Genomic DNA, 25,871 nt, shown 5'->3' on the forward strand with positions numbered 1-25,871 from the left:
CCCGTCACGACGGTTGGCAGGCCAGCAGGTCAGGCCGGCTGGGCCCGTGGTGCGCCGGCGTGCTCCTCCGCCCAGTCCAGCGCGAAGTCGGCGATCTCCTCCCACCCCGGCGAGGCCGGGAGCAGGTGCGGCTGGCCGTCGTACTCGACCACCTCGGTGACGGTCGCGTCGTCGTACTTCTTCGCGTTGGCGCGTTGCACGCTCGGCGGCATGATGTGGTCCTCGGACCCCGAGATGAACAGCAGCGGGGGACGGTCGGCCCGGTGGAAGTCCACGTGGGCGTCCTGTGGACCGGGCATGAAGTTCGCCAGCACGCTCGACCACAGGATCCGGCCGGACGCCGGGACGTGGTAGCGCTCGTACAGCCGCAGGGACTCGGCGTCGTCGAAGGTGTTGGTGAAGGCGTAGTGCCACTGCTCGGCGCTCAGCGGCACGGGGCGGTGGCGGTTGGCCGGGTTCTTGAACGCCGCCCAGGTCGAGCGGAGTTGCGACAGCGGCGTGGTCCGCACGCCCTCGGGCGGCGCCGAGTTCAGCCCCACCCCGACCGCCCCGTACCCACGGTCCAGCAGCAGCTGGGTCAGCGCGCCGCCGGCCGAGTGGCCGATGAGGATCGGGGGGGTGTCGAGCTGGCCGACGATGGCGGCGAGGTGGTCGACGATCGTGTGCAGCTCGAGGTCGCCGATGAACTGCGGGTCGGCGTTGATCGCCTCGACCTCGACCTCGAAGCCGGGGTAGGCGGGCGCCAGCACGGTGTAGCCGCGGGCCTCGTAGTGGGTGATCCAGTGCTCCCACGAGCGTGGGGTGACCCAGAAGCCGTGGATCAGGACGATGGTGTCGGGGGCGGTGGTCATGGCGGTGCCTTTCGGGCAGGAGGCTCGTCGTCGACGCTACGAACGGGCCCCGGGGCACCGCATCAGTCAGTCGACTGCACGTCCGTCGGCCCGTCGTGGGTGGCCAGCACGTCGCGCAACTGGGTCCGGGACGTGATGCCCAGCCGGGGGAAGATCCGGTAGAGGTGCGAGCCGATCGTGCGGTGTGACAGGTACAGCCGCTCGCCGATCTGGCGGTTGGACAGCCCGCTCGCGGCCATCCGGGCGACCTGCAGCTCCTGGGAGGACAGGTCGTCGAGGACCGAGCGGGCCGGGGTCGTGCTGGCCACGCCCGCCGCGCGCAGCTCGATCCGGGCGCGTTCGCTCCACGGCCGGGCGCCCAGGGCGTCGAAGGTCTCGCGGGCCGTGCGCAGCGGTCCACGGGACTCCGACGTGCGGCGCATCCGGCGCAGCCACGTCCCGTGGGCCAGCTGGGTCCGGGCACGCAGGAACGGCCACGTTGCGACCGGTCCGGCCAGGGCGGCCGTGAACGCGTCGTCCGCCGTCGCGTCCGGCGCCACCAGGGCGTCGGCCAGCGCGAGCACGGCACGCATCCACGGCGACGGGTCGTCGCGGTGGATCGTGTGCTGGTCGGCGAGCACCGGCAGGACGACGGACCGGCGGTCGGCGTGCAGGGCCGCGTCGACCAGGTCGGCGACCGCCCACCCGGCGATGAACGGGTGGCAGGAGGGGTCGCCTGGCGTGACCAGCCGGGTGAGCTGCTCGCAGGCGCCGACGTGGTCGCCGTCGGCGGTGGCTGCCGCGGCGCGCACCATCTGCACCGAGCTCAGCAGGAAGCTGATGCCGTGGGCCACCAGGACCGGTTCGGCGTCGTCGACCATCCGGGTCGCCTCGGCGCCGTCGCCGTGGAGCGCGGCCACGTAGGCCCCGACGATCCGGCCGGCGGCACCCCAGACCGGGTCGTTGGTCTCCGCCGCCAGCGTGACGGCCTCGTCGGCAAGGCCACGCGCGGTCTCCCAGTCCCCACGGTGCAGTTCGCCCCACGCCGTCAGGAACAGCACCCGCGGGAGCTGGCCCAGTCGGCCCCGGTCACGGAGCGTGGCGGCGACGTCACCCAGCAGCGCCGCACCCTCGACGAACGACCCCGTCGCCACGGCGGCCGTGCCCAGCAGTTGGCGCGGGCCGACGCGGTCGTCGAGCTGAGCGGCGTCGACGCGGATCGCCCGGGCCACCAGCTCGCCATGGGTCGGTGGATCGGCCACGGCCAGCGAGACGACGACCCGGGGGTCGTCGACCGGTCCGAGCCGGCGCGCGACCTCGACGACCTCGGCCCGGGCCGTCGCTCCGGGATCGGCCCACCAGGTCCGCAGCGCCACCAGCCACATCAGGTCCAGCGCCAGCTCGTGGTCGCCGGAGCCGGCCGCGGTGTCGACCGCGCCGAGCAGGGCCCGCCGGACGCCCTCGGGCAGGACGCGCGGCTCGGCCTGCTCGCGGACGAGCGCAACCCGGGCCTGCTCCACCGGGGCCAGGCCCAGCGCGACCGCCTCGGCGAGCAGGTCGGTGACCATGCGGGGCCGGCCGAGTTCGAGACCCTCTTCGGCGGCCGCCACCAGCCGGCGGGCACGCTCGGTGCGGGTCGTCGACAGGTCGGCCGCGCGACGCAGCGCCTCGACCGAGCTCGCGACGGCACCCCGTCGATGTGCCCGTGCGGCCGCCTCCTCCAGGGTCTTGGCCACCGCGTCGTCGGGGCCGGTCGTCCCGGCGGCGAGGTGCCACGCGTGCCGGTCCGGCCGGTCGACCAGGACCGACGCCAGGGCGAGGTGGGCGGCACGACGGACGTCTTCGGGCGTGGCGTGGTGCACCGCCGAGCGCACCAGGGGGTGGTGGAACCGGACCCGATCGTCGTCCAGGACCACCAGGCCCGCGTCGACGGCCGGCAGCACGGCGGCCAGGTCCAGTCGGTCGTCGCCCAGGGACCGGCCGGCCGCGAGGACGTCGCCGAGCCGTCCGTCCGGGACCAGTGCCGCGATCTGGACCACCTCGCGGGTCCGCGGGGGAAGGTCGGCCAGCCGCGCGGCGAACGCCCTCTCGAGTCGTTCCGACAGGGGCAGCACGGCGGGCACGGGCTCGCCCCGCTCCAGGAAGCCGGTGAGGATCCGGGGCAGCTCGACCAGGGCGAGCGGGTTGCCGGCCGCCTCGGCCAGCACGCGTGTGGCCAGGGCGGGCTCGAGGTCGGGGGCGACGTCGGACAGCAGTGCTCGCGCGGCCGGCCCGGCCAGTCGGCCCGGGGTCAGCACCTCCAGGTCGGCATGCAGCAGCGGCGAGTCGCGGTCGGTCCGGACCGTGGCGAGCAGGAGCACCCGGTCACGCTCCAGCCGCCGGGCGACGAACGCCAGCACGTCGCCGGTCGGCCGGTCGAGCCACTGCGCGTCGTCGACCACCAGCACGATCGGGCGGGTCGCGGCGGCCTCGGTCAGCAGCGACAGCGTGGCCAGCGCGATCAGGAACAGGTCCGGCGTGGCGTCGACCTGCCCGAACGCGGCCCCGAGCGCGCGGGCCTGCGGGGCGGCGAGGTGTGCGACGCCGTCGCGCAGCGGATGGAGGAGCTGCTGGAGGCCGGCGAACGGCAGCCGTGTCTCGGCCTGGACCCCGGTGGCCCGCAGCACGGTCGCGCCACGGGCGTCGGCGGACTCGGCGGCAGCGCTGACCAGGGCGGACTTGCCGATGCCGGCCTCGCCCCGCAGGACCAGCGCGCCGCCACGTCGGTCGAGGTCGGCCACGAGCGCCCGGAGCCGTGCGAGCTCCGCATCACGCCCCACCAGCCTGCCCACGGCGGTCCCGCTGTCCGGCCCCGTCGCGGGACGGGGCGCCGGCGGGCGGACCGGACGGGCCGCCCTGCCGCTCGAACCCTAATCCGTCGGGTCGGGCGAGGGGACGGCGATGTCGCGGGGCCGCACCTGCGGCCCCGCGACGACGATCCCGAGGGTCACGACACGGCCAGCGCCGCCTGGTGCACGAACCGGGCGAAGCGGCCGGCGTAGTGGGTGTAGCCACCGACGTGGCTGGCCGACGGGAAGGTGATCACCTCGGCCCCGGCACGAGCCGCCATCCAGCGTTGCAGCGGCTCGTCGATGACCAGGTCCGCGGCCGACACGGCGTAGAACGTCGGCAGGTCACGCCAGGCCACCGGGCCGGAGGGCGACACCAGCAGGGCAGGGCTGGCCGGTCGCTGCCCGGCGTCCAGCTCGGCCGCCTTGGACGGGGAGAGGTCCGCCGCGAACACCTCGCGGAACGCGTCGTGCTCGATGTAGACGGGCGACGCCCACGGCTCGCCGGTCCACAGCAGGTGGTCCAGCACGGCCGGCGGCGCGTACTCGACCTGGCCGGCGCCCATGTGGGCGATGTCGTCGCCGACGTCGGGGACGTAGGCCGCGGTGTAGACCAGGCCGACCACGTCGTCACGACCGACGGCGGCGTTGGACACGACCACCCCGCCGTAGGAGTGGGCGACGAGCAGCTTCGGTCCCTCGATCGCGTCCAGGGTCGCCCGCACGATCGCGACGTCGGCGTCGATGGTCACCAGGCCCAGTTCCGGCGCGGCGGTGGCGTAGCCCTGGCGCGCGAGGTGGTCGGCGAGCTGGTCCCAGCCCGGGGCACTGGCCCACGCGCCGTGGACCATCACGATGGTCGGTCGCTCGCCGGCCGCGTCGGCACCCGACGGTGGGAACGTCGTGACGAGCACGGCCACGAGCAGGAGCAGGGCGAGCAGGATGCGGGTCGGTGCGGCACGGCGGATGGCCGGCGCAGGGGCCGGGGTGGTGGACACGGTGGTCTCCTCGAACGGTGAGGTGCCAGCGTCCGTGCGGGGGTCCGTCCCGTCTTCGGTCAGATGACTGCGTCATCGACGTCCGTGCCACGTCCGGGGACGAGCGGCCGCCTCGCGGGTCCCAACCACCGGTGTGCACCCAGCGCGCTGTCGAGAAACTCGTGAGTGGTGTGCACCGGGTGTTGACGACAGGCTCGAGGATGTGGACACGTTGGGGACAAGGCTGGGGATGAACCAACCAAACCACAACATGTAGTGGTTCGCACTGGGGACGAACCCCAACAGGTTGTGTTGTGCGGCTGACGTCGTGCCGATTCAATGGTTGACATCACCCGCCCCCAGCCGCTGTAATCACACAGGTGTTGTTCCCCGGATCGCGGAGGTCCGGGACGGCCCGCGGGACGTCCTCAGGACTTCCCCGTCGGTCACCGGCGCACTCGACGGCCAGTTTCGTCACTGCGCCAGGGTCACGACCCGTGGTGATCGCGTCCCGCGCCCGACCCATGAGCGACCGCCGAGCACGACCACCCCGACACGACCGCCCAGTACGACCGCAGAGTCCCATACGACGTTCGCATCGTGCGCTGAGCCGGTGCGGGAGAGAGAGCCAGCACCGATGGCAGCCACCGAGACCCCCAGCCAGACCACGTCCACGGATCCGTCGCAGCCGCTGACGGTCGACAAGACCGACACCGGCCAGGGCCTGACCTTCGCCCGCCACTTCACCCACGAGGGCATCCATCCGTACGACGAGGTCACCTGGGAGCTCCGTGACGCCGTCATCAAGAACTGGCGCGACGGCACGATCTCCTTCGAACAGAACGACGTCGAGTTCCCGTCGACCTGGTCGATGAACGCCACCACCATCGTGGCCCAGAAGTACTTCCGCGGGACGCTGGGCACGCCGCAGCGCGAGTCGTCGGTCAAGCAGATGATCGACCGGGTCGCCGACACGATCACCGGCTGGGGCCGCGCCGGTGGCTACTTCACCGACGAGGCGTCGGCCGAGGTGTTCAACGCCGAGTTAAAGCACCTGCTGGTCAACCAGAAGGCCGCGTTCAACTCGCCCGTGTGGTTCAACGTCGGCACGACCGACAAGCCGCAGTGCTCCGCCTGCTTCATCCTCCAGGTCGAGGACACGATGAGCTCGATCCTCAACTGGTACGTCGAGGAGGGCACGATCTTCAAGGGCGGCTCGGGGGCGGGCATCAACCTGTCCAACATCCGCTCGTCCAGGGAGATCCTCAAGGGCGGCGGCGAGGCGTCGGGCCCGGTGTCGTTCATGCGGGGCGCGGACGCGTCCGCGGGAACGATCAAGTCGGGCGGCAAGACCCGTCGCGCGGCCAAGATGGTGATCCTCGACGTCGACCACCCCGACGTCGAGGAGTTCATCTGGACCAAGGCCCGCGAGGAGGAGAAGATCCGGGTCCTGCGCGAGGCCGGGTTCGACATGGACCTCGACTCGCCCGACTACGCGTCGGTGCAGTACCAGAACGCCAACAACTCGGTGCGGGTCACCGACGAGTTCATGGAGGCGTGGGAGGCCGAGGAGGACTACGACCTCAAGGCCGTCACGACCGGCGAGGTCGTCGAGCGCAAGTCCGCACGTGACGTCATGCGCCAGTTCGCCGAGGCGACCTGGGCGTGCGCCGACCCGGGCATGCAGTACGACACGACCATCAACGACTGGCACACCACCCCGAACTCGGGTCGGATCAACGGCTCCAACCCGTGCTCGGAGTACATGCACCTCGACAACTCGGCCTGCAACCTCGCGTCGCTCAACCTCAAGAAGTTCTTCGACTACGACGAAGGCCTGTTCGACGTCGAGTCGTTCAAGCGTGCCGTCGAGGTCATCTTCACCGCCCAGGAGATCATCGTCGGGTTCTCGAGCTACCCGACCGAGGCGATCGGCAAGAACGCCAACGACTACCGCCAGCTGGGGCTGGGCTACGCCAACATCGGCGGGCTGCTGATGTCGCTGGGCCTGCCCTACGACTCCGACGAGGGTCGTGCGTTCGCCGGGGCGATCACCGCGCTGATGACCGGTCACGCCTACGCCCAGTCGGCCAAGTACGCCCAGGTCGTCGGCCCGTTCGCCGGCTACGAGGGCAACGAGGAGCCGATGCTGCGGGTGATCGGCAAGCACCGCGCCGCCGTCGACGACATCGACGCGGAGCTGGCGCCGACCGACCTGTTGACCGCGGCGCGTGACGCGTGGGACACCGCACTTGCCGAGGGGGGCGAGCACGGGTTCCGCAACGCCCAGGCGTCGGTGCTGGCCCCGACCGGCACCATCGGCCTGATGATGGACTGCGACACGACCGGCATCGAGCCCGACCTGGGGCTGGTGAAGATGAAGAAGCTGGTCGGTGGCGGCTCGATGATGTTCGTCAACCAGACCGTGCCGCAGGCGATGAAGTCGCTGGGCTACACCCAGTCGCAGATCGACCAGGTCATCGCCTACATCGACGAGAACAAGACGATCCTGGACGCGCCGGAGCTCAAGGACGAGCACGTCGACGTGTTCCAGTGCGCGATGGGCGACAACGCCATCCACTACATGGGCCACGTGCGGATGATGGCGGCGGCGCAGCCGTTCATCTCCGGCGCGATCTCCAAGACGGTCAACCTCCCCGAGGAGGCGACCGTCGAGGACATCGAGCAGCTGCACGTGGACGCGTGGAAGCTGGGGATCAAGGCGATCGCGATCTACCGCGACAACTGCAAGGTGGCCCAGCCGCTGAGCGTGTCCAAGAAGGGCGACAAGGCTGCCGGGGCTTCTGCAACGCCGGCCGGGTCGGCGGCAGCGTCTGCGCCGCCTGCCGCCGGCCCGGTGCGGCGGAAGCTGCCCAAGCAGCGTCCGAGCCAGACCATCAGCTTCCGGGTCGGGGACGCCAAGGGCTACCTGACCGCAGGGGAGTACCCCGGTGACGGGCTGGGCGAGGTGTTCGTCAAGCTCGGCAAGCAGGGTTCGACGCTGAGCGGTCTGCTGGACGCGTTCGCGATCGCGGTGTCGATCGGGCTGCAGTACGGCGTGCCGCTCGAGACGTTCGTGCGCAAGTTCATGAACATGCGCTTCGAGCCGGCCGGGATGACCGACGACCCGGAGATTCGCTTCTCGGCATCGATCATCGACTACGCCGCACGGAAGCTGGCGATCGAGTACCTGCCCTACGAGGAGCGCGAGGCCCTTGGGATCTTCACCCTGGACGAGCGCACCGGGATGCTCGACGACGACGAGCCGACCGTGCCGACGTCACCGACTGCCGAGTCCGTGGCCAAGGCCGCCGACCTGGACGCCGCGGCCGAGCAGGGCAAGGTCCGCGTCGACCACGATGCCCCGATGTGCTACTCCTGCGGCATCAAGATGAAGCGCGCCGGTTCCTGCCACGTCTGCGAGTCCTGCGGCACCACCAGCGGCTGCAGCTAAAAGGGGAAGGGCATGAGGAGGGATGGCCGATGACTGACATGCCCGAAGCGCCCGATGAGTATGGCGAGTTGGGAGACCTCGAGGAGGATGTCCTTGACGTCGACCCAGATGAAGAGGTTCTGGAGCTTCAGTCCGAAATCACTGCCTACGGAGCTGACTATCCCGTGGATGGTTTGGTCAAGAGATTGAATCAAAAGGACATAATCGTTCCAACGTTCTACCCTAATACGCCAGGTATAGAAACGAATGCCTTCCAGAGGCAGTTTGTTTGGTCCAAGCCACAGATGGACAAGTTCATCGAGTCATTGTTACTCGGATATCCGGTACCAGGGATTTTTCTTGTACGCGAGAGGACTGGGAAGCTGCTTGTACTAGACGGTCAGCAAAGACTTCGGACGTTGCAACACTACGTGAACGGCACTTTCAGAGACAAGACGTACCGGTTGTCAGCCGTCCAGGATGAATTCGAGAATCGATCCTATAGCGACTTGCCGGATATCTATCGGCGCCGTCTTGATGACAGCATTATTCATGCCACTATTCTTCGACAAGACGATGATAGCAGTAGCCTCGGTGACTCTATCTATGCCATTTTCGAACGGTTGAACACAGGTGGAAGCATTCTCAACCCGCAAGAGATTCGAATTGCTCTCTACCACGGTCCATTCTTGAGCGCGATTGCCGGTCTGAACGAGAATGAGGATTGGCGAGATCTTTATGGGAACCGCTCCCCGAGATTCAAGGACCAAGAGCTCATACTCCGAACTCTTGCACTCTTCGAACGAGGGGACAGGTATAGCCGCCCCTTGAAGGGCTTCCTGAACGATTACGCTGAGGATAATCGGAGTCGTGGCGTTAAGAATCTGACACCCGTATTGGAACTCTTCTCGTTTGCCGCGAGAATCTTGAACGAAAGCGTAGGGCGTCGAGCCTTCAGACCAGTTCGAGCGATCAACGCTGCCGTGCTGGACTCGCTACTTGTAGGAGTTATGGTAAGCAAGGAGCGTATCGAAGGAATGACTAAGGATGAGTTCGTGTCAAGCTATGATGCACTCATTGGCACGGCAGAATACACAGAGGCGACGACAAGTTCGACAGCTGCTGAGGAAGCGGTTGAGACGCGCCTGCGGCTTGCGCGAGAAGCCTTCGCGGAATAGCGTCGGCTGTGACTACTTCCACATCTGCGGGAATCCGCTCTTATCGCAGGAGAAGTCAGAGGGTAGATGCAACTATTGATCGAGTCAAGCGCGAACTATTGGATGTCAAAGACTTGGAATTTCACGCTGACTCGGCTAAGTATTTGTGCGTAGTTCTCTCCGGATACTATGAATCCTCGCTCGTAGATCTTCTGTCAGCGACCGTCGAGCATCACTGTGGCAGCAACCAGGCGCGGTATGTAGTCAGTAAGGTCGATCGACGACTGACCAATGTGAAGCAAGACAAACTTCAGGGTGAGATTTCCGTCCTTGCTCCCAATGTCTGGAAGGGTATGGCCGGCGATTCCCGTTTGGACGTGATTGATTCCATGGTTTCTCAGCGTCATCCTATTGCTCATGGGAGATGGAATGATTCAACAGTGACAATGGTGCAAGTAGAGCAATACCGCGATGCAGTTGATTTCGTGCTCGAAGAGCTGGCTAAGGTCCTCGTTGGTCCCTAGTAGATCAAAGCCGGGTGAGTCCCCCACCTGGTGGTCTAGCAGGTCCGCCTCGTCGGGACACCTCGCCGGCGGCCGAGATACCCACAGAAGGCCAGGTCGCCGTGCAGCCCAGGGCCACGGGTGATGTCGTGAACGCTTCGAACGTGCCCACGCATGCCGAGGCCCGGTGCACGACGACATTCTCCGCTCCGGCAGTTGCACGGCCAGAGCTGGTCGCCGTGGACGGGCGGCGAGTGCGGCATGGTGAAATCGTCGCACACGACCTAGTCGGAGTCGACCTCCACGACGCCCGTCACCGAAGCGATCGTCCCGCTCGCAGTCGATTGTGTTCGGAACCCCGAAGGCGGTGGCGTGGGTGACTGCACCTTGCGCCACCGCCAACCGGTTCACGTGACAACGGTCCTCTCAAGGACTCGTCACTAGGACTGAGGGTGGCCCGAGTCGCCCTGGGGTGACCGCCGACGGGCCCGGACCTCCGGGTAGACGCCGGTCGGCATGTGGTGGAGTGCCTTGCCCAGCAGGGTGGCGAAGAACTGGCTGGCCGCGAGATGGTCGGGAACACGGCCGGCTAGAACCTGGACGGGCTGAACGTCGACAGCGTCCGGAGCGTCGTCTTCGCCCGCGTCGTCCTCGGCATTAATCGAAAGGTCCAGTTCGGGGATCGAATCAAGCGCTGCCGGCTCATCTAGTTCGTCGGGTTCCTCTGCTGCGACTTCCTCGTCCTCCTTGGCGGCGGTGTCGACAACCAGTAGGCACGCGGTGTCATAGACGTCCGGCTCACTCGTCAACTTCGTCATCATGTCGATGGCGAAGTCCAGTTCGCTCTCCTCGGCGTCGGCCCCCATGACGAACAGGAAGCCCAAGGCGGCCAGGGGATGGCGTCCACGGAGGTTCTTGGCGTCTCCGTAAGCCTCCTCGAAGCGGTTGCGCAGGTTCTTGGCGTAGCTGGAGAGCATGGTCTTGGTCGAGATCATCAGCTCGAGCCCGGCGGCCCACGATGCCACCACGACATCCGCCTGCTTGCTATACGCGCTGCCCATCACCCGGGCGTCGGTGGGAAGTGCGCGGCGTGCCCCAGGCGAGGAGTACCGCTGCTGGACCTGTTCGCGCAGACCGACGGTCAGGCCGTGCTCGACGAACTTGCGGACGTCGCGAGGCATGATCCGGGGGTCAGTGCGCCGTGGCCAGACGTCATCGGGGTGCATCCCGGCGCGTCGAAGCTCCTCGGCTGCCCAGATGTCCACGGCACCGGCGACGACGCCGGATCGCTGGGACGTCCCCTCCGCCACCCCGAGCAAGCGCGCCAGCAATGCGAGGTCCACCTCGAACGACCCGTCCGCCTGCCACGGGTTCACCCACGGCTCGGCCGGGACGTGCGCGTCGAAGCGGTCGAGTTTGCCCATCAGGTATCGCCGACACCCCGGAGTGCGTGGGCGAGCGCTCGCGGGTCGACGTCGTAGGAGGAGCAGGCGGCACGGGTGGCGGCGCCGCGGTTACGGGCCTGGAACGCGTGGCGTAGGTCGTTGCGCAACTCCTTCGTCAAGGATGCCGGGTCGGGGACCCGGATCTGGCGCAGATACTGGGCCTGGAACCGGTAGGTCCCACCCCGCATCTTCACGCAGTAGGTGCTGATGAACAGGTTGGTCACGTCGGACAGCAGGAGCCCGCCCAGCACCTCCAGGTCCCAGGCCTCTGACACGACGTAGTAGAGGTTGTGGTGGGGGTAGTGCCCTCCCGGGTCCAACACGGGTTCGGCCGCGGCCTTCATGTCCTGCAGCAACAGCTTTGGCGTGTCCGTCAGCGACGGATGGACGCGATCGATGGTGCGATACCACTGGTCGGGACGTTGGCGGGCGACGTAACGTCCCCTCACTGCGGGGGCGTGCTGGTCGAGGTAGGCCGCCAGCCCCGGCCAGTCTTCCAGGTCCTCCAGGCCCTCGTCGCCCCACGGGTTGACCAGGTACTGGCCGGACCAGTCCAGCGTGCCGGACGCGATGTCGCCACCTGTGGCGAGGGGGAGCAATCGCTCGGGCTCGACCGACCCCGGTGTGGAGGTGATGAAGACGTCATCGACACCGGTAGCGACACCGATCCCGACCCGCGTGCCGGTGGCGCGGTCTTCGAGTGGAGCGAAGTCCGCCTCCAACCGCTGGACCAGTCCGACGGCCTCGGGGGTGCCAGAGGGCCACAATCCGGATCCCTGCGGCCAGTCGGGGAGCCGCGCAGCCGAGAAGGAGTCGCTGGCCGCGATGCCCCCGTTGCTGGCGGCCGCCACCAGGTGCTGCGCGTCCCGGTGGTCGAAACCCCCCGAAGTCGCCGTGACCAGGACCTGGCCCTGCTGTCCACGCCGGAGAACCGTGATCGCCGGGTAGGCGGACACCGTGTCGACGAAGGCATCTACATCGTGCATCGACACGATGGTGTCGACCGCGAAGTCGCTGGTGATGAACGCGCGGAGCTGTGCGCCGTACTGGTTGTGCATCCAGCGGTCCGCACAGATGAATGCCACCCGTCCGTCCTGGGCGAGCAATTGGAGGCCCCGCTCGTAGAACCCGACGTAGAGGTCACTGCGCCCACGCATGGTCGACATGGCGCCGCGGTAGGTGGCCATTCGTTCCGCGCCAACGGATTCCAGTCGGACGTACGGCGGGTTCCCGACGACGAGGTCGACAGTGCCGTCCTCCAAGCCCAGATCGTCCAGCAGGAAGTCGCCGGTGGCGATCCAGCGCTGCGCGAGGGCCGAGGCGTCGCGTTCGGGGACACCGGCATCGACCAGGATCGTGGACACGGCCTTGCGGGCACGGTCGGTGTTGGCGGCCAGCAGGTCGAACGCGCGGATTGAGTCCTGGCAGTTGGTGATCTCCTCGGACCCCACCGACGCCAGGAGGCGTTCGACGATCGCTTCCAGAAACGCCCCGCTGCCGCACGAAGGTTCGACCACCAGCAGCGCTGCCAAGTCCTCGGACGATCGGTAGCCGGCGAGGTCAAGGACGAGGTCGACGACCCAGCGACGGGTGAACACCTCGCCGTGGTCCATGCCGGGATCCGGCGCGTCGTCGAGGGTGGGCACGGTCAGTTGGACTCCGGGCATGGGGGCTCCCTGCAACCTACAAGGTCGCCCCCGAACTGTCGGTCAACCAGAGCATGCCGGAGTGATGTGACAGCCTGCTACGGATCAGACAACGGTCGGCCCACGCGGTGCTGCGGTGGGTCATCCTGATTTGGGTTGTGACGCCGACGTCGCGCCTCAGCGTGCTCGCCCACAGGGGACCGGTCGAGCACGCAGTGGGCCAGTCCTGCCAAGCATGGGCCGAGCATGAGATCTGGCTCCCCGTGCTCTCGGACGTTCACGGCCTCGGGGATGTCCCCGAAGAGGTCGAGGAAGCGGTCGTCGGCCTCGGGTGGACTTGTCCGCGTCCGTGGCCAGCCTCCGGTCATCTCCAGTGGATCCGGCCAGCCCCCGATTGTGGTGTCGGCGTAGTCGAGGAGAACGAGGCACGTAGCGTCAAAGAGGTCCCGCCCGCGCAGTGACCGAAGCATGTCCAAGAGCCGCGCGTACGGTCCGCCCTCCTCGAGCACCGTCGAGCGTGCGGTGTACACAAGACCGAGGGCTGCCATGGGGTGGCGACCGCGAAGGTTGTGCGCGTCGCCAACAAACTCCTCAAATCGGTTCGTGACGTTGTTTCCAAAGGAGCTCATCTGTGCCTTTGTCGAGACCATCAGCTCGGCGCCGCGGTCCCAAGATGCCATGAGAACATCGACTTGCTTGAAGTAGTGTCGTCCCAAGATTTGAGCCGTTGAGAGCCCCTGACGGTCGAGCTCCTCCCTGATCGCCTCACGGTTCCGAGCAAGGGATCCTTCGAGGAGATCCGCGGTTTCACCCGGCCAAACGCGAGGGTGTGACGCGCGCGGCCAGATCGACCTCTTATCGAACCCGGCCCTGCGCATCTCAAATGCGATGTACGCATCAAGCATCTTCCCCATCCGGCCCGTGTTCGGATGCGCGTTCTGCAGCACCGGGATCGCCGTCAGCCGCTCTAGCGGTTCCAGGTTGGGCGTGTAACCCAAACTGTTCACGTAGGCCGGGCCGACGTGCCAGGGGTTGGTGAGGCGAGGAAGATCGCCTTCAACGACTTCCCGAACCGCCGCGAATACAGCTGCTGACGCGTCCGCTCGCGCCTTCTTCTCGGCATCCGTCGCCACTCGCCCACTCCTCATGTCTCGGACCTCAACCAAGCACATGAAACCCGGTATGAGTCCGGCGGGCACATCGTGGAGCAACGACGCAGGCGTGACCCAAGCCGAAATCACTGCCGGCCGAACGTGTCTGCGATTCACTCAGCCGAAGGTGTTGTCGGCGGTGTTGAGGAGCCAGCCGCCGAAGCGGGTGCCGTTGCCGGCCAGGAACGGGACGCGGAAGGTGGTGCCGCGCGGCCGCAGGACGCCCAGGCCCCAGCCGCTGGTCACCAGCACGTCGGCGGAACCGTCGCCGCCCAGGGGGTTGAACTGCACGAACTGGTTGGCGTTGGTGTCGATGATCCAGCCGTCGATCCTCGTGCCGTTGGCGGCCATCACCTGTGACGTCAGCGCGCCGCCGGACAGGCCGAGCACGCCGATGCCCCACGGGCTGGTGATGAACAGGTCGTCCTGGCTCCGCCCGAACCTCACCGCCGCGCGCAGGTGGTTGTCGGCGGTGTTGAGCAGCCATCCGCCGAACCGCGTCCCGTTGGGCGCCATCGTCACCGGCTCCAGCGTCGAGCCGGTGAACCGCAGGATCCCCATCCCCCACGGACTGGTCACGACGACCTCGTCGCGGCCGTCACCGTCGACGTCGGCGATCGGGCCGAACCGGTTGTCGTGGGTGTTGAGCAGCCAGCCGTCGAAGCGGGTCCCGTTCGCGGCCATCGCCGGCGCGGTCATCCCGCCGGGAGCCAGCGCCAGGTACCCCAGGCCCCAGGGGCTGTGGACCAGCACGTCCGAGGTCCCGTTGCCGTCCAGGTCGGTCCGCCTCCCCGGCTGGCCCGCACCCGGCCCGGCCACCCCGCTCGGCACGCCCGGGCGCACGATCGGGACGGTGCGCACCCCACCGCGGTCCAGCGCGAACGTCCGCGACGTGTCGCCGGCGACCAGGCCCGGACGTACCGGCGCCAGCACCTGCCCGAACGCGACCTCGTCGGCACCGGTCCGGTAGGCGTGCACCTGCAGGCTCGCCACCTCCCAGTCGGCCCCCAGCGAGCGGCCGAGTGCGGAGATGAAGCCCTCGCGGGACTCCTCGGTCTGGCGCATGAACGCACTGCTGAACGCGTCGAAGGCCTCTCGGCGGATGATGTGGGTTCCTCGGAGGTCGTCGACGCGACTCACCAAGGGTCTCGTACTTCCGGTGTCGCACCCTTGTGTCACCCTCAGTATCCGCGAAAGGGGCACTCACGTGAGTCAGTCTGAACCCAGATTCAACGCAAGCGTTCACGTCCGCTGCGGCTGCGGCGGGACCATCAAGTTCTGCATGCCGATGGGCCGGCCCATCCCTGAACCACTTCGTTGCTCACTCGGCCCCCCCGGTGGAGGAGGCGCAGGGGCGCTGCGCTGCCCGGCGGGCCATCCCTGTGGCATGGACGTTGCGGAGATCCGCGCCCGCGCGCTGGCGGAACTGGATCGTGGACTGGGACCTCACGTTCGCGAGCGGGCGATCATCCTCGACTGCAAGAACTGACGTCCGGGCCCTGGCCATGCTCACTGAAGCGAGGGGTGTCGCACCAGTTCGCCACACTGAGGGCATGGATATCTTCATCAGTTCTGTTGTCGGGGGCTACGAGTCCTATCGAGACGCTGCGGTCGAGGCGATCGAGACGCTGGGTCACCGTGCCGTCCGGGCCGAAGACTTCGCGGCCTCGCCAACCACTCCACAGCAAGCCTGCCTCGCGGCGGTCAGGACCGCGGACGTGGTCCTGTTGCTTGTGGGATCAAGCTACGGAGCGCCGCAGGCGTCTGGTCTCTCGGCCACCCACGAGGAGTACCTAGAGGCGCGCGAGGACAAGCCGGTACTCGTGTTCGTCGAGTCCGAGGTGGAGCGACAGGGAGCTCAGCAAGACTTCCTGCCCGAGGTGCAGGCGTGGTCGACGGGTCACTTCCGGGCCGCCTACGACTCACCGGAGGAACTGAAGTCGTCAGTCATCCGGGCACTTCACGAGTTCCAGATGTCTGCCTCCGCCGGTCCCGTGGACGAAACGGGGATGGTTTCGCGAGCCCAGCAGCTGGTCGAGACTGCACCCCGCACCGCGAGTGCTGTGTTGGTGGTGGGAACGGTTGGTGGCCCGGCGCAGCCGGTCATCCGGCCTGCCGAACTCGAGGACCCCGAGCTGGCCAGGGACCTGCAACGTGAGGCCCTGTTTGGGGACAACGCCGTCCTCGACTCCTCCGTAGGAACACGGATCGAGATCGAGGGAGCAGTCTGATCCTCGACCAGGGCCAAGGATCGCTCACGGTCGACGAGGCGGCAGCCGTCCGGATTGTTCAGCCGGCCACTGCCGAGCCGAATCAGTGGGCGGCAGGCATCCAAGCCCTGATCCATGAGGACGTCACTGAACTGATCCAACGGGCGGTCCGGTTCACCGGGTGGGTTCTCGATCGCCAGGATCCGACAGGACGTGTGACGGACGTGGTGGTTGCCGCTCGACTCATCGGTTCCGGGCACATGCCGTGGCGGACTCGCGACGAGCACCGGGCGAGCCCGAATGCCGGCAACTTGAGCATGGGTGAAGTCGATCGAACGGTCATGCTCATGCCGCCACGCAGACATCGTCAGGCCCTCACCCACGACGCGGACGGCATCGCAACCGACCTCGCCACCCTCCTCCGTCGGTCGCGGAGACGATGAAGGAAACAACGATGGACGTCGATTTCCAGCGCTTCAGGTGGGATGACGCGCGACGGGCCCACCATCTCGTTCGCGGAAGTGGAGACCGTTTCGATCGCGGAGGGCTGGCTCGGCTCGTCGGGGATCTTCACGTGTGGATGCTCGTACTCACTGCCGATTCAGTCCCCGTTCCATGGGACCGGAGTCCTGATCATGTGGGCCAGGTTCTTCTCCGTCGTCGAGCTTGCGCAGTTGGAGAACGCTGTTGACCGTGCGTGTGGCGTCGTCCTTCGCGAACTCGTGGAGCCACTCGGCCGTCAGGTTGATGGCGTCGCGCCGGGCCATGAGCTGATGGACCGCGACGGCGGCTTCGACAATCTCGGACGGGTTTGTGGTCGGCTGGTCGACGAGGTCCTCGTCGAGTCGGCGGAGCAGTTGGAACGAGGTCGTGGACGGCTCGACCTCGCGCAGCTCGAGCCACTCGGCAAGGAGCATTCCGGATCGGTGGGCCATGTCGGTCAGTGCAGCGCCGGTCGCAACGTAGGGGAGACGAAAACGGAAGAGCGGCCCAGAAGTCGATCCGCTGGTGGCGGACTGGAACGCGGCGTCTGCACACCACGGTCGCAGGATGGAGTTCGCTGGGGCATCGATGTCACCGGTCGAAGCCGCCCGCTCCACCGCGTCCGCGATGTCCTCACCGGCACGGTCGCGCGCCCAGGCCTCGGGGTGGCGGTCGGTGTCGAGGACGTCGCGGATGGCATCGTGTGCGCGTGCCAGGGTCTCGGACAGTTCGTGCCACTCCCAGTACGCCACGGGATGCGAGTCCGGTTGGCATCCCATCGCCCGAAGGAGCTGGCCGCGCAGCGATGGTGACTTGCTCCTGGACTTGCGGAGATCCTTGGCAGTGGCGGCAAGCAAACCTGGCACGCGGACATCTCCTTCGTCAGCAAGTCACTGTAGAGAGCCTTGATGCCTCCATGTGCGACTTCATGTCCCAATGATCCTTTAGGTTGGTTGTGTGATGGCCAGGCAACTGTCTCACCCGCTCTCGAAGGAGTCGTACAGCCATGAGGTCACCTGTATTGGGCAGCGCCGACAACTTCGTGGTGGTGGATGTCGAGACCACTGGGTTGTCGAATCGCGATCGAATCGTGGAGGTGGCGGCGGTGACCGTCGCCCACGACGGGACGATCGTGGACGAATGGGACACCCTGGTCGATCCACGGAGAGATGTCGGGCCGACCCACATACACGGCGTCACCGCGTCGATGGTCTCCGCGGCGCCCGTGTTCGACGAGGTGGCCCCGGCCCTGGCGAGTCGGCTGTATGGCTCTGCGATCGTGGCGCACAACCGGAGCTTCGACGTCCGCATGCTCACCAATGAGTTCTCGTCAATCGAGGCCCGTCTCTTGCCCGGCAACGGTCTCTGCACCCTCCAGATCGCCGGCGGCAAGTTGTCCGACGCGTGCCGGTTCCACGGCATCGACCACGTCCATGCCCACCGAGCCCTCGGCGATGCTCGGGCGACGGCGCGACTGCTCGCCGCCGTGCTTCGAGAAGACGTGGGCACCTGCACGCCCGCTCGCATCTTCGACCTGTCGAATGACTACCGCCCCAGAACCCTTCAGCGTCAATCGGTGGACGGCGCGGAGGCCGATATGCCGTACCTGGCGCGTCTCGGCGCCCACGTCCATCACTACGGCGAGCAGGGGGAGGTCTTGGCCTATCTGGACCTGCTGGACTGGGCGCTTGCAGACATCGTGATCAGTGATGAGGAGCACCAGGCGCTCGACGAGCTGGCCCATGATCTCGGACTCAGCTCGGTCGACGTGAGTGGCGCCCACCGGCGATACATCGACGAACTCGTGGCCGCCGCACTTCGCGACGACATCGTGACAGACGCCGAGTACTCCCTGCTCGTTCGGTGCGCAGAGGCGCTGGGAGTCCCCGGACGAGTGGTCGAGGAGCAGACCGCGGCGTGGCGGATCGACACGGGGTCGGTCGGGCTGGAGGCGGGCTTGCGTGTCTGCTTCACCGGATCGGCGACGTACCCGGATGGTCGTGAGCTCTCGCGTTCGAGACTTCGCGAGATCGCCGTGCAGCGGGGCCTCGAGTCGGTGTCGGGCGTCACGAAGTCGAAGTGCGACGTGTTGGTGGCCGCCGACCCGTCCTCGACGTCTGGCAAGGCCCGGAAGGCACGGAAGTGGGACATCCCGATCGTGGACGTCCAAGATTTTCTGATCGCCCAAGCGGGTTCCTCGGTTCCGGCGGTGATCATCTGATGCGGCGAGGCCCGTCGCCGGTCAAGCCCGAAGGCACGATTCGGTGGTCCATGGATCACGCTCATCAGGGCGCTTCGTAGCTTCACTGTCGCGAGGAACAGGAGTACGAATTGGCATCCGGCCGGCGTGTGGCGACCAGGCTGTCAGGGCGTGGGCGTGTGGGGGTAGTTGGGGAGGCGCACTACCAGCCGGCGTTGGAGCGGGCGGCTCGGGGGCAGGTGGTGGGACCGCGCGACCTGGCCGGCGCCATTCCGGTGGCGGCGGAGTTGGTGCCCGAGCCGGACAACCCGTACGACGCCAATGCGGTGCGGGTCGACGTGGGTGGAGCAACGGTCGGGTACCTCAGTCGTCACGTTGCACCGCAGTACCAGCCCGTCCTCCTCGAACTCGAGCGGTCGGGACGCCGCGGTTGGTGCCAGGGCTGGATCATGGGTGGGGGACACCGCAACCACGGCATCCACCTGTCCCTCGGCGAACCCCACCTCCTGGTCCCCGTCAACTCCACGTCGGGGGAGGGGATCCTCGAACCGAACACGATGGTGACCGTCGTGGGCGAGGACGCCCACCAGGACACGCTCGCCCCGATCCTGCAGCTCGCCGATCCCGCGGTCGTGCACGCCGAGTGTCGGCTCGCCCCAGAGTCCGACGGCGAGGGACCTCGCATCGAGGTGCTGGTCGACGGCGACGTGGTCGGTGAACTGACGCCGAGGATGACCGCGCGATACCGAGCGGTCGTCGCCGAGGCCATCGATCGGCACGGCACGGCCGTCTGCGAGGGCATGGTCCATCGCACGCCCCGCGGGATCGAGGTCGAGGTCTTCCTCCCGAAGTTCGCGGTCGGAACCGGGACCCCCGACGACGGCACGCCGGGCCCGGACGCGACGCCGCGCCCGGGCAACGACCCGCCGGTCCTCGAGCGACCGGGACCGTGGCCGCCCAACCTCGCCATCCCGCCGGCGCCGACGCTGGACACCGACCTCCTCCCCACCACCAAGCCGGGAGCTGCCACCAGGGGCCTGATCGACCGCGCCGAGGAAGTCGCCGGCGACCTGGCCAACGAGCAGAGCCCTCTGGCGGTCTCGCAGCGACGTGTCCGGGAACTCGCGGAGGCCGTCCTGGAGGACGCGGTGCAGGAACGGTTGGCGAGGCTGGACGTGGAACGCCTCGCCGACCTGGTCGACGGCCAGTCCCGGATCGGGACACTGGTGGCAGGCGGTGTCACCACGGTCGCACAGGTCGTCGACCACCACGATCTCACGAGCATCCCTGGCATCGGACGCACGACGACGAAGCGGCTCGAGGGTGCGGCCCACCAGGTCGCCGCCCTGGTCCGCGACAGCCTCGGCCTGCGCTTCGACGTCGACGCCCGCCCCGCGGACCACACCCGGCTGCTCGCCCAGCTCCGCCACCACCACACCCTGCGACAGGTGGAACCGGCGCTGGCAGCGCGGGCCGCCGGGGCCAGGACGACCCTCCGGGCTGCTGCCACGGCCGCGCAACCTGCGGCACGGGGGTTCGTGGCGCGACTGTTCTCGCGCGAGGACGAAACCGCCCGCCTGGCCGTCGTCCGGCTCGAACGTGCCCTCGACGGCGTCCGCGACGACGACCTCGTCACCCGGGTCCGCCAGCTCTTCGTCGTGCCGGACAACCGCGACAGCCGGGAGGCGGCCTGGGAGTGGTTCGAGGCGGATCCGCCGGTGGCCTACGGCCTGCTGGAGGAGCTCGCCGGGCTGGGCGCGGGACACGAGACCCAGGAGGGCCACCTCCCCAGCGAGATCGTGGCGGCCGTGCGTCGCCAACGCCTCGACACGCGGTTCCTCGACGTCACGCTGCGTGGCTACCAGGCCTTCGGGGCGAGGTACGCACTGGTGCAGGAGCGGGTCCTGATCGGCGATGAGATGGGCCTGGGCAAGACCATCATCGCCCTGGCGGTGGCGGCACACCTGTGGGCGGCCGGGTGCCGCCACGTCCTGGTGGTCTGTCCCGCCAGCGTGCTGCTGAACTGGCGACGCGAGATCGACACGCACTCCAAGATGCCCTCGGTCCACCTGCACGGCGACGGTCGCGACGCGGCGTACCAGCGATGGAGGCAGGAGGGCGGCATCGCCGTCACGACGTTCGGCACGGTCGGTGCGCTCCCCGGCCCGGACCCGACCGACCTGCTCGTGGCCGACGAGGCCCACTACGTGAAGAACCCCCAGGCACAGCGGTCCCAGCACGTCACCGGGTGGGGCCGCCACGCCGACCGGGTCCTCTACCTCACCGGGACACCGCTCGAGAACCGCGTGGAGGAGTTCCGCGAGCTCGTCGGCCAGCTGCGGCCCGACGTGGCCGAACCGCTGGACGACCACTTCGTCCTGGCCGGCTCCGAGGCCTTCCGGACGAAGGTCGCCCCGGTGTACCTGCGTCGCAACCAGGAGGACGTGCTGACCGAGCTGCCTCCCCGGCTGGAGGTCGACGACTGGGTCGAGCCGACCACGCAGGACGCCACCGCCTACCGGGACGCCGTCGCCACGGGCAACTTCCAGGCCATGCGCCAGGCGGCGTGGGTGCACGCCTCGTCGGGGCAGTCGGCGAAGATGCAGCGGCTGGTGGAGATCATCGAGGAATCGGCCGCGCAGGGCTGGAAGGTGGTCGTGTTCTCCTACTTCCTGAACACCCTCGCCGCGATCGCCGAGGGACTGGACGGGCGCGTGTTCGGGCCGTTGACCGGTGCGACGTCGTCGGCCGACCGGCTGGCGATGGTCGACGTGTTCACCGACCACGACGGTCCCGCGGTGCTGGTGTCCCAGATCATCGCGGGCGGCGTCGGCCTCAACATCCAGGCCGCGCCGGTGGTCGTGCTGGCCGAGCCGCAGTGGAAGCCGAGCACGGAGGACCAGGCCATCGCACGGGCCCACCGGATGGGCCAGGTCCGACGGGTCAACGTCCACCGGCTGCTGGTCACCCCCGGCGTCGACCAGCGCATGAAGGAACTGGTCGCCCAGAAGGCCGCGATCTTCGACGAGTACGCGCGCCAGTCCTCGGTCGTCGAGGCGGCCCCGGACGCCGTGGACCGCACCGAGGCGTCGATGGTGCAGCAGATCATCGACGAGGAATCGCAACGCCTGGGCGTCGTGCCGGCAGGTCCGCCGGAATCGTCGTCACGCTGAGGCGTGGGGCTTCGATGACCGCCGTCAGGCGACCTGGTCGGCGTCGGCGTCGGCCTCCTCGTCGACGACGTCGCCCTCCGCGCCGCGGGGTCGCAGCGCGGGGAAGAACTGGCCCACGGCAAAGGTCGCTGCGACCAGGATGGCCGCGAGGACCCAGGCGAAGGTCACGCTGGCCTCGACGAGTGAACCGAGGACCAGGCCGAACCAGCCGAAGTCCGAGTCACCGAAGGTCGTGTTGGCCAGGCCCAGGTCACCGAGGTAGTTCAGCAGGAACGCTGGCAGGAACGTGATGAGCAGGCCGCTGACGAAGGCCCCGATCACGGCGCCGCGGCGCCCGCCCAGGGCATTGCCGAACACCCCGGCGCCCCCACCGACGAAGAAGTGCGGAACCATCCCCGGCAGGATGAGTGCCAGGCCGATCGGGCCCAACAGCGGCAACGCGACCAGACCCCCGAGGAGGCTGGACCCGAAGCCGATGACCACGGCGGTTGGCGCGTAGGGGAAGACGATCGGGATGTCGAGGGCGGGGAGGGCGTCGGGGATGAGCTTCTCCGAGATGCCCTCGAAGGCCGGCACGATCTCGGCCAGCAGCATGCGAACGCCGACGAGGATCACCCAGACACCGGCCGCAAAGGTCAACGACTGGATGAAGGCATAGACGTAGGGGTTGGTGTCACCGCTGAGCTCGCGGACCACACCCGGTCCGGCGATGATGGCGAAGATCATGTAGACGATGATCATCGCCACGGCTGTCGAGACCAGGGTGTCGCGGAAGAACGACAGCCCCTTGGGCACGTTCACGTCTTCGGTGGACTTCTCGGGGTCTCCGAGGTACTTCCCGGCCAGGCCGGCTGCGACGTAGCTGAGCGTGCCGAAGTGGCCGACGGCGATGGGATCGCCGTCGGTGACCTTGCGGGTGAAGGGCATGGCGAACGCCGGCATGAGGACCATGAGGCTCCCCACGCACAGCGCTCCCGGGATGATCAGTTGGGAACTGGAGGCTCCCGCGGATCCGATGATCACGGCAACGAGTGCACTCATGAACAGCACGTGGTGGCCGGTCAGGAACACGTAGCGAAGCTTGGTGATGCGGGCGAGCACCAGGTTGATCAGGAATGCCAGCCCCATGATGCTGGCGGTCTGGCTGCCGAAGTTCTCCTGCGCCAGGCCGACGACGGCCTCGTTCGTCGGAATGACCCCTTGCAGGCCAAGGCCCTCCGACACCATCGTCCCGAGCGGGTCGAGGGCCCCGATCAGGATCCCAGCGCCGCCGCCGATGATCAGGAAGCCAGTGATGGTCTTGATCGTGCCCGACACGACGTCCTGAACCGGGGCCTTCAGGAACAGGAGCCCGACCATGGCCAGCAAGCCGACCAGGATCGCGGGCGTGCTGAGGATGTCGCGTAGCAGGTCAAGGACACCCATGGGGGACCTCGTTGTCGTGGTTGGACAAGGGGATGGGCGGTGCTGGTTGGCTCAGGGTGGCTCGGCTCAGTCGGTGTCGAGCCCTGCAAGCGCCTCGTTGACCGTCGCCGTGATCTCGTCACGATCCGTGAAGTTCTTGATCACGTGGACCGACGCGGTCTTGTTCTTGATCTTGTCCGCGAACTCGGCAGAGGTGAAGATCAAGTCGGCCGATTGCCCGTTGGCCGCACTGGCGTCGGTGACCTCGATGTCGTAGTCGACGCCGGCCTCGTCCAGCGCCTTCTTCAGGCGGCTCTTGAGTATGACGCTGGTACCCAGCCCCATACCACACACGGCAAACACCTTGATCATGGTCCGTCCTTCATCAGTCGGGCAACGGCTTCGGGCGAGTCGGCGTCGCGGAGTGCCTGGACGTTCTCCGGTTCGCTGATGTGCTCGGCGAGCGCGCCGAGGGCTTGCAGATGGGCTTCGGAGTCGTTGGTCACCAATCCGAAGACGAGGTCGACGGGATCGTTGTCCTTGGCACCGAACTCGACGGGATGTGCCAGGGTCACCACGCTGATCCCCACATCCAGACCACCGGACTCGGGGCGTGCGTGGGGGATCGCGATGCCGGGAGCCAAGACCACGTAGGGCCCGTGTTCGTGGATGCCGTCAACGATGGCCTGGACGTACCGTTCTTCGGCCGCCCCGACCTCGACAAGCAGGGTTCCCGCGCGGCGAACCGCATCCTCCCAGTCGCCGGCCTCGTAGCGGACGTCGATTGCGTCATCGTGGAGGACCGAGGCGAGATCGACATCCATCATTGCCCTTGTGCAATCGATTGAAGTGTGAACCATCCAGCGTTCGGTCGAACAGGCCCATCAGTTCGGACGCTAGTTACAGATGCATGGAGGTGCAACCGTCTCGGGGATTTTGGCGGTGGGCGATGGCTCGGGCCGGCGGGTCCGCCGGCCCGGACCGTCCCCCGGCGCGCTCAGCCGAAGGTGTTGTCGGCGGTGTTGAGGAGCCAGCTGCCGAAGCGGGTGCCGTTGCCGGCCAGGAACGGCACGCGGAAGGTGGTGCCGCGCGGCCGGAGGACGCCGAGGCCCCACCCGCTGGTCAGCAGCACGTCGGCGGAGCCGTCACCGCCCAGGGAGTTGAACTGCACGAACTGGTTGGCGTTGGTGTCGATGATCCAGCCGTCGATCCTCGTGCCGTTGGCGGCCATCACCTGCGACGTCAGCGCCCCGCCGGACAGGCCGAGCACGCCGATGCCCCACGGGCTGGTGATGAACAGGTCGTCCTGGCTCCGCCCGAACCTCGCCGCCGCGCGCAGGTGGTTGTCGGCGGTGTTGAGCAGCCATCCACCGAACCGCGTCCCGTTGGGCGCCATCGTCACCGGCTCCAGCGTCGAGCCGGTGAACCGCAGGATCCCCATGCCCCACGGGCTCGAGATCACCAGCTCGTCGCGCCCGTCACCGTCGAGGTCGCCGACCGGGCCGAAACGGTTGTCACCGGTGTTGAGCAGCCAGCCACCGAACCGGGTGCCGTTGGCGGCCATCATGATCGGGACGAGGTTCGTGCCGTCCCAGCGCAGGATGGCCATGCCCCAGCCGCTGGAGATCACGACCTCCTCACGACCGTCACCGTCGAAGTCGCCGACCGGTCCCAGCACGTTGTCGGCGGTGTTCAACAACCATCCCCCGAACCGGGTGCCGTTGGGCGCCATCATCACCGGCTCCAGCGTCGAGCCGTTGAACCGCAGGATCCCGAGGCCCCACGGGCTGGTGATCACCACCTCGTCCCGCCCGTCACCGTTGACGTCGGCCACCGGACCCAGCCTGTTGTCGGCGGTGTTCAGCAACCACCCGCCGAAGCGGGTCCCGTTCGCGGCCAGCATCAGGCCACGGAAGCTCGTCCCGCTCACCCCCAGGACTCCCAGGCCCCACGGGCTGGTCACCACGACCTCGTCACGGCCGTCGCCGTTGACGTCGGCGATCGGGCCGAACCGGTTGTCGTGGGTGTTGAGCAGCCAACCGTCGAAGCGGGTCCCGTTCGCGGCCATCGCCGGCGCGGTCATCCTGCCCGACGCCAGCGCCAGGTACCCCAGGCCCCAGGGGCTGTGCACCAGCACGTCCGAGGTCCCGTTGCCGTCCAGGTCGGTCCGCCTCCCCGGCTGGCCCGCACCCGGCCCCGCCACCCCGCCCGGCACGCCCGGGCGCACGATCGGGACGGTGCGCACCCCACCGCGGTCCAGCGCGAACGTCCGCGACGTGTCGCCGGCGACCAGGCCCGGACGCACCGGCGCCAGCACCTGCCCGAACGCGACCTCGTCGGCACCGGTCCGGTAGGCGTGCACCTGCAGGCTCGCCACCTCCCAGTCGGCCCCCAGCGAGCGGCCGAGTGCGGAGATGAAGCCCTCGCGGGA

Annotated in this window: 18 protein-coding genes; 6 read left to right on the forward strand and 12 right to left on the reverse strand. The window is 68.0% G+C overall.

Going from position 1 to position 25,871, the window contains the following annotated elements; translation table 11 throughout:
• Positions 1 to 29: 29 nt before the first annotated feature.
• The 3 genes from KR546_RS13240 to KR546_RS13250 all read right to left on the reverse strand — a co-directional run bounded on the left by KR546_RS13240 (position 30) and on the right by KR546_RS13250 (position 4,656).
• Positions 30 to 851 carry an alpha/beta hydrolase gene (locus tag KR546_RS13240; protein ID WP_238445195.1) on the reverse strand — a complete coding sequence of 274 codons (822 nt, stop codon included), beginning with the start codon at positions 849 to 851 and terminating at the stop codon, positions 30 to 32.
• Between the two features lie 62 nt (positions 852 to 913).
• Entirely contained in the window at positions 914 to 3,661 is a 2,748-nt protein-coding gene (locus KR546_RS13245) for an ATP-binding protein (protein ID WP_238445196.1), read from the reverse strand.
• A gap of 155 nt (positions 3,662 to 3,816) precedes the next feature.
• On the reverse strand, positions 3,817 to 4,656 hold the full coding sequence (locus tag KR546_RS13250) for an alpha/beta fold hydrolase (RefSeq protein ID WP_238445197.1): 840 nt from the start codon (positions 4,654 to 4,656) through the stop codon (positions 3,817 to 3,819).
• Between the two features lie 616 nt (positions 4,657 to 5,272).
• Here KR546_RS13250 and KR546_RS13255 point away from each other — a divergent pair.
• The 3 genes from KR546_RS13255 (at position 5,273) to KR546_RS13265 (ending at position 9,749) form a co-directional block, all read left to right on the forward strand.
• The gene (locus tag KR546_RS13255) at positions 5,273 to 8,089 is read left to right on the forward strand and encodes a vitamin B12-dependent ribonucleotide reductase (protein ID WP_238445198.1); all 2,817 of its coding nucleotides are present in this window, start codon (positions 5,273 to 5,275) and stop codon (positions 8,087 to 8,089) included.
• Between the two features lie 29 nt (positions 8,090 to 8,118).
• Positions 8,119 to 9,246, forward strand: coding sequence for a DUF262 domain-containing protein (locus KR546_RS13260; protein ID WP_238445199.1), 1,128 nt, complete (start codon positions 8,119 to 8,121; stop codon positions 9,244 to 9,246).
• A 272-nt stretch (positions 9,247 to 9,518) separates the two neighbouring features.
• The gene (locus KR546_RS13265) at positions 9,519 to 9,749 is read left to right on the forward strand and encodes a hypothetical protein (RefSeq protein ID WP_238445200.1); all 231 of its coding nucleotides are present in this window, start codon (positions 9,519 to 9,521) and stop codon (positions 9,747 to 9,749) included.
• A 419-nt stretch (positions 9,750 to 10,168) separates the two neighbouring features.
• Here the strand turns inward: KR546_RS13265 and KR546_RS13270 are convergent, their stop codons facing one another.
• The 4 genes from KR546_RS13270 to KR546_RS13285 form a co-directional block, all read right to left on the reverse strand.
• Positions 10,169 to 11,152 (reverse strand): hypothetical protein, encoded by a 984-nt coding sequence (locus KR546_RS13270; RefSeq protein WP_238445201.1) that lies wholly within the window; start codon positions 11,150 to 11,152, stop codon positions 10,169 to 10,171.
• A complete protein-coding gene (locus tag KR546_RS13275; RefSeq protein WP_238445202.1) occupies positions 11,152 to 12,840 on the reverse strand; it encodes an Eco57I restriction-modification methylase domain-containing protein in 1,689 nt (562 codons plus the stop codon). The genes KR546_RS13270 and KR546_RS13275 overlap by 1 nt, the downstream gene beginning before the upstream one ends.
• A 77-nt stretch (positions 12,841 to 12,917) precedes the next feature.
• Positions 12,918 to 13,952 carry a hypothetical protein gene (locus tag KR546_RS13280; RefSeq protein ID WP_238445203.1) on the reverse strand — a complete coding sequence of 345 codons (1,035 nt, stop codon included), beginning with the start codon at positions 13,950 to 13,952 and terminating at the stop codon, positions 12,918 to 12,920.
• A gap of 135 nt (positions 13,953 to 14,087) precedes the next feature.
• A complete protein-coding gene (locus KR546_RS13285) occupies positions 14,088 to 15,110 on the reverse strand; it encodes a hypothetical protein (protein WP_238445204.1) in 1,023 nt (340 codons plus the stop codon).
• A gap of 413 nt (positions 15,111 to 15,523) precedes the next feature.
• Here KR546_RS13285 and KR546_RS13290 point away from each other — a divergent pair, with 413 nt between their 5' ends.
• Positions 15,524 to 16,201 carry a DUF4062 domain-containing protein gene (locus KR546_RS13290; RefSeq protein WP_238445205.1) on the forward strand — a complete coding sequence of 226 codons (678 nt, stop codon included), beginning with the start codon at positions 15,524 to 15,526 and terminating at the stop codon, positions 16,199 to 16,201.
• Between the two features lie 569 nt (positions 16,202 to 16,770).
• On the opposite strand, the gene KR546_RS13295 is transcribed toward KR546_RS13290, so the two are convergent.
• Positions 16,771 to 17,529, reverse strand: coding sequence for an LbetaH domain-containing protein (locus KR546_RS13295; protein WP_238445206.1), 759 nt, complete (start codon positions 17,527 to 17,529; stop codon positions 16,771 to 16,773).
• 155 nt (positions 17,530 to 17,684) lie between these two features.
• Between KR546_RS13295 and KR546_RS13300 the strand changes: the two genes are divergently transcribed.
• Entirely contained in the window at positions 17,685 to 18,884 is a 1,200-nt protein-coding gene (locus KR546_RS13300; RefSeq protein ID WP_238445207.1) for an exonuclease domain-containing protein, read from the forward strand.
• A gap of 221 nt (positions 18,885 to 19,105) precedes the next feature.
• A complete protein-coding gene (locus KR546_RS13305) occupies positions 19,106 to 22,036 on the forward strand; it encodes an SNF2-related protein (protein WP_238445208.1) in 2,931 nt (976 codons plus the stop codon).
• A 24-nt stretch (positions 22,037 to 22,060) separates the two neighbouring features.
• Here the strand turns inward: KR546_RS13305 and KR546_RS13310 are convergent, their stop codons facing one another.
• The 4 genes from KR546_RS13310 to KR546_RS13325 form a co-directional block, all read right to left on the reverse strand.
• Complete coding sequence (locus KR546_RS13310) at positions 22,061 to 23,461, reverse strand: PTS ascorbate transporter subunit IIC (protein WP_274388076.1); 1,401 nt, start codon at positions 23,459 to 23,461, stop codon at positions 22,061 to 22,063.
• 66 nt (positions 23,462 to 23,527) lie between these two features.
• Positions 23,528 to 23,812, reverse strand: a complete 285-nt coding sequence (locus tag KR546_RS13315) for a PTS sugar transporter subunit IIB (protein WP_238445209.1) — start codon at positions 23,810 to 23,812, stop codon at positions 23,528 to 23,530.
• Positions 23,809 to 24,264: a PTS sugar transporter subunit IIA gene (locus tag KR546_RS13320; RefSeq protein ID WP_238445210.1), complete on the reverse strand. Its 456-nt coding sequence runs from the start codon at positions 24,262 to 24,264 to the stop codon at positions 23,809 to 23,811. The genes KR546_RS13315 and KR546_RS13320 overlap by 4 nt, the downstream gene beginning before the upstream one ends.
• Positions 24,265 to 24,437: 173 nt before the next feature.
• Positions 24,438 to 25,871 (reverse strand): FG-GAP repeat domain-containing protein (locus tag KR546_RS13325; protein ID WP_238445211.1); only part of this gene is annotated, 1,434 nt, incomplete at its 5' end.

The organism is Salsipaludibacter albus, assembly GCF_019798055.1.
Taxonomy (GTDB): domain Bacteria; phylum Actinomycetota; class Nitriliruptoria; order Nitriliruptorales; family Nitriliruptoraceae; genus Salsipaludibacter; species Salsipaludibacter albus.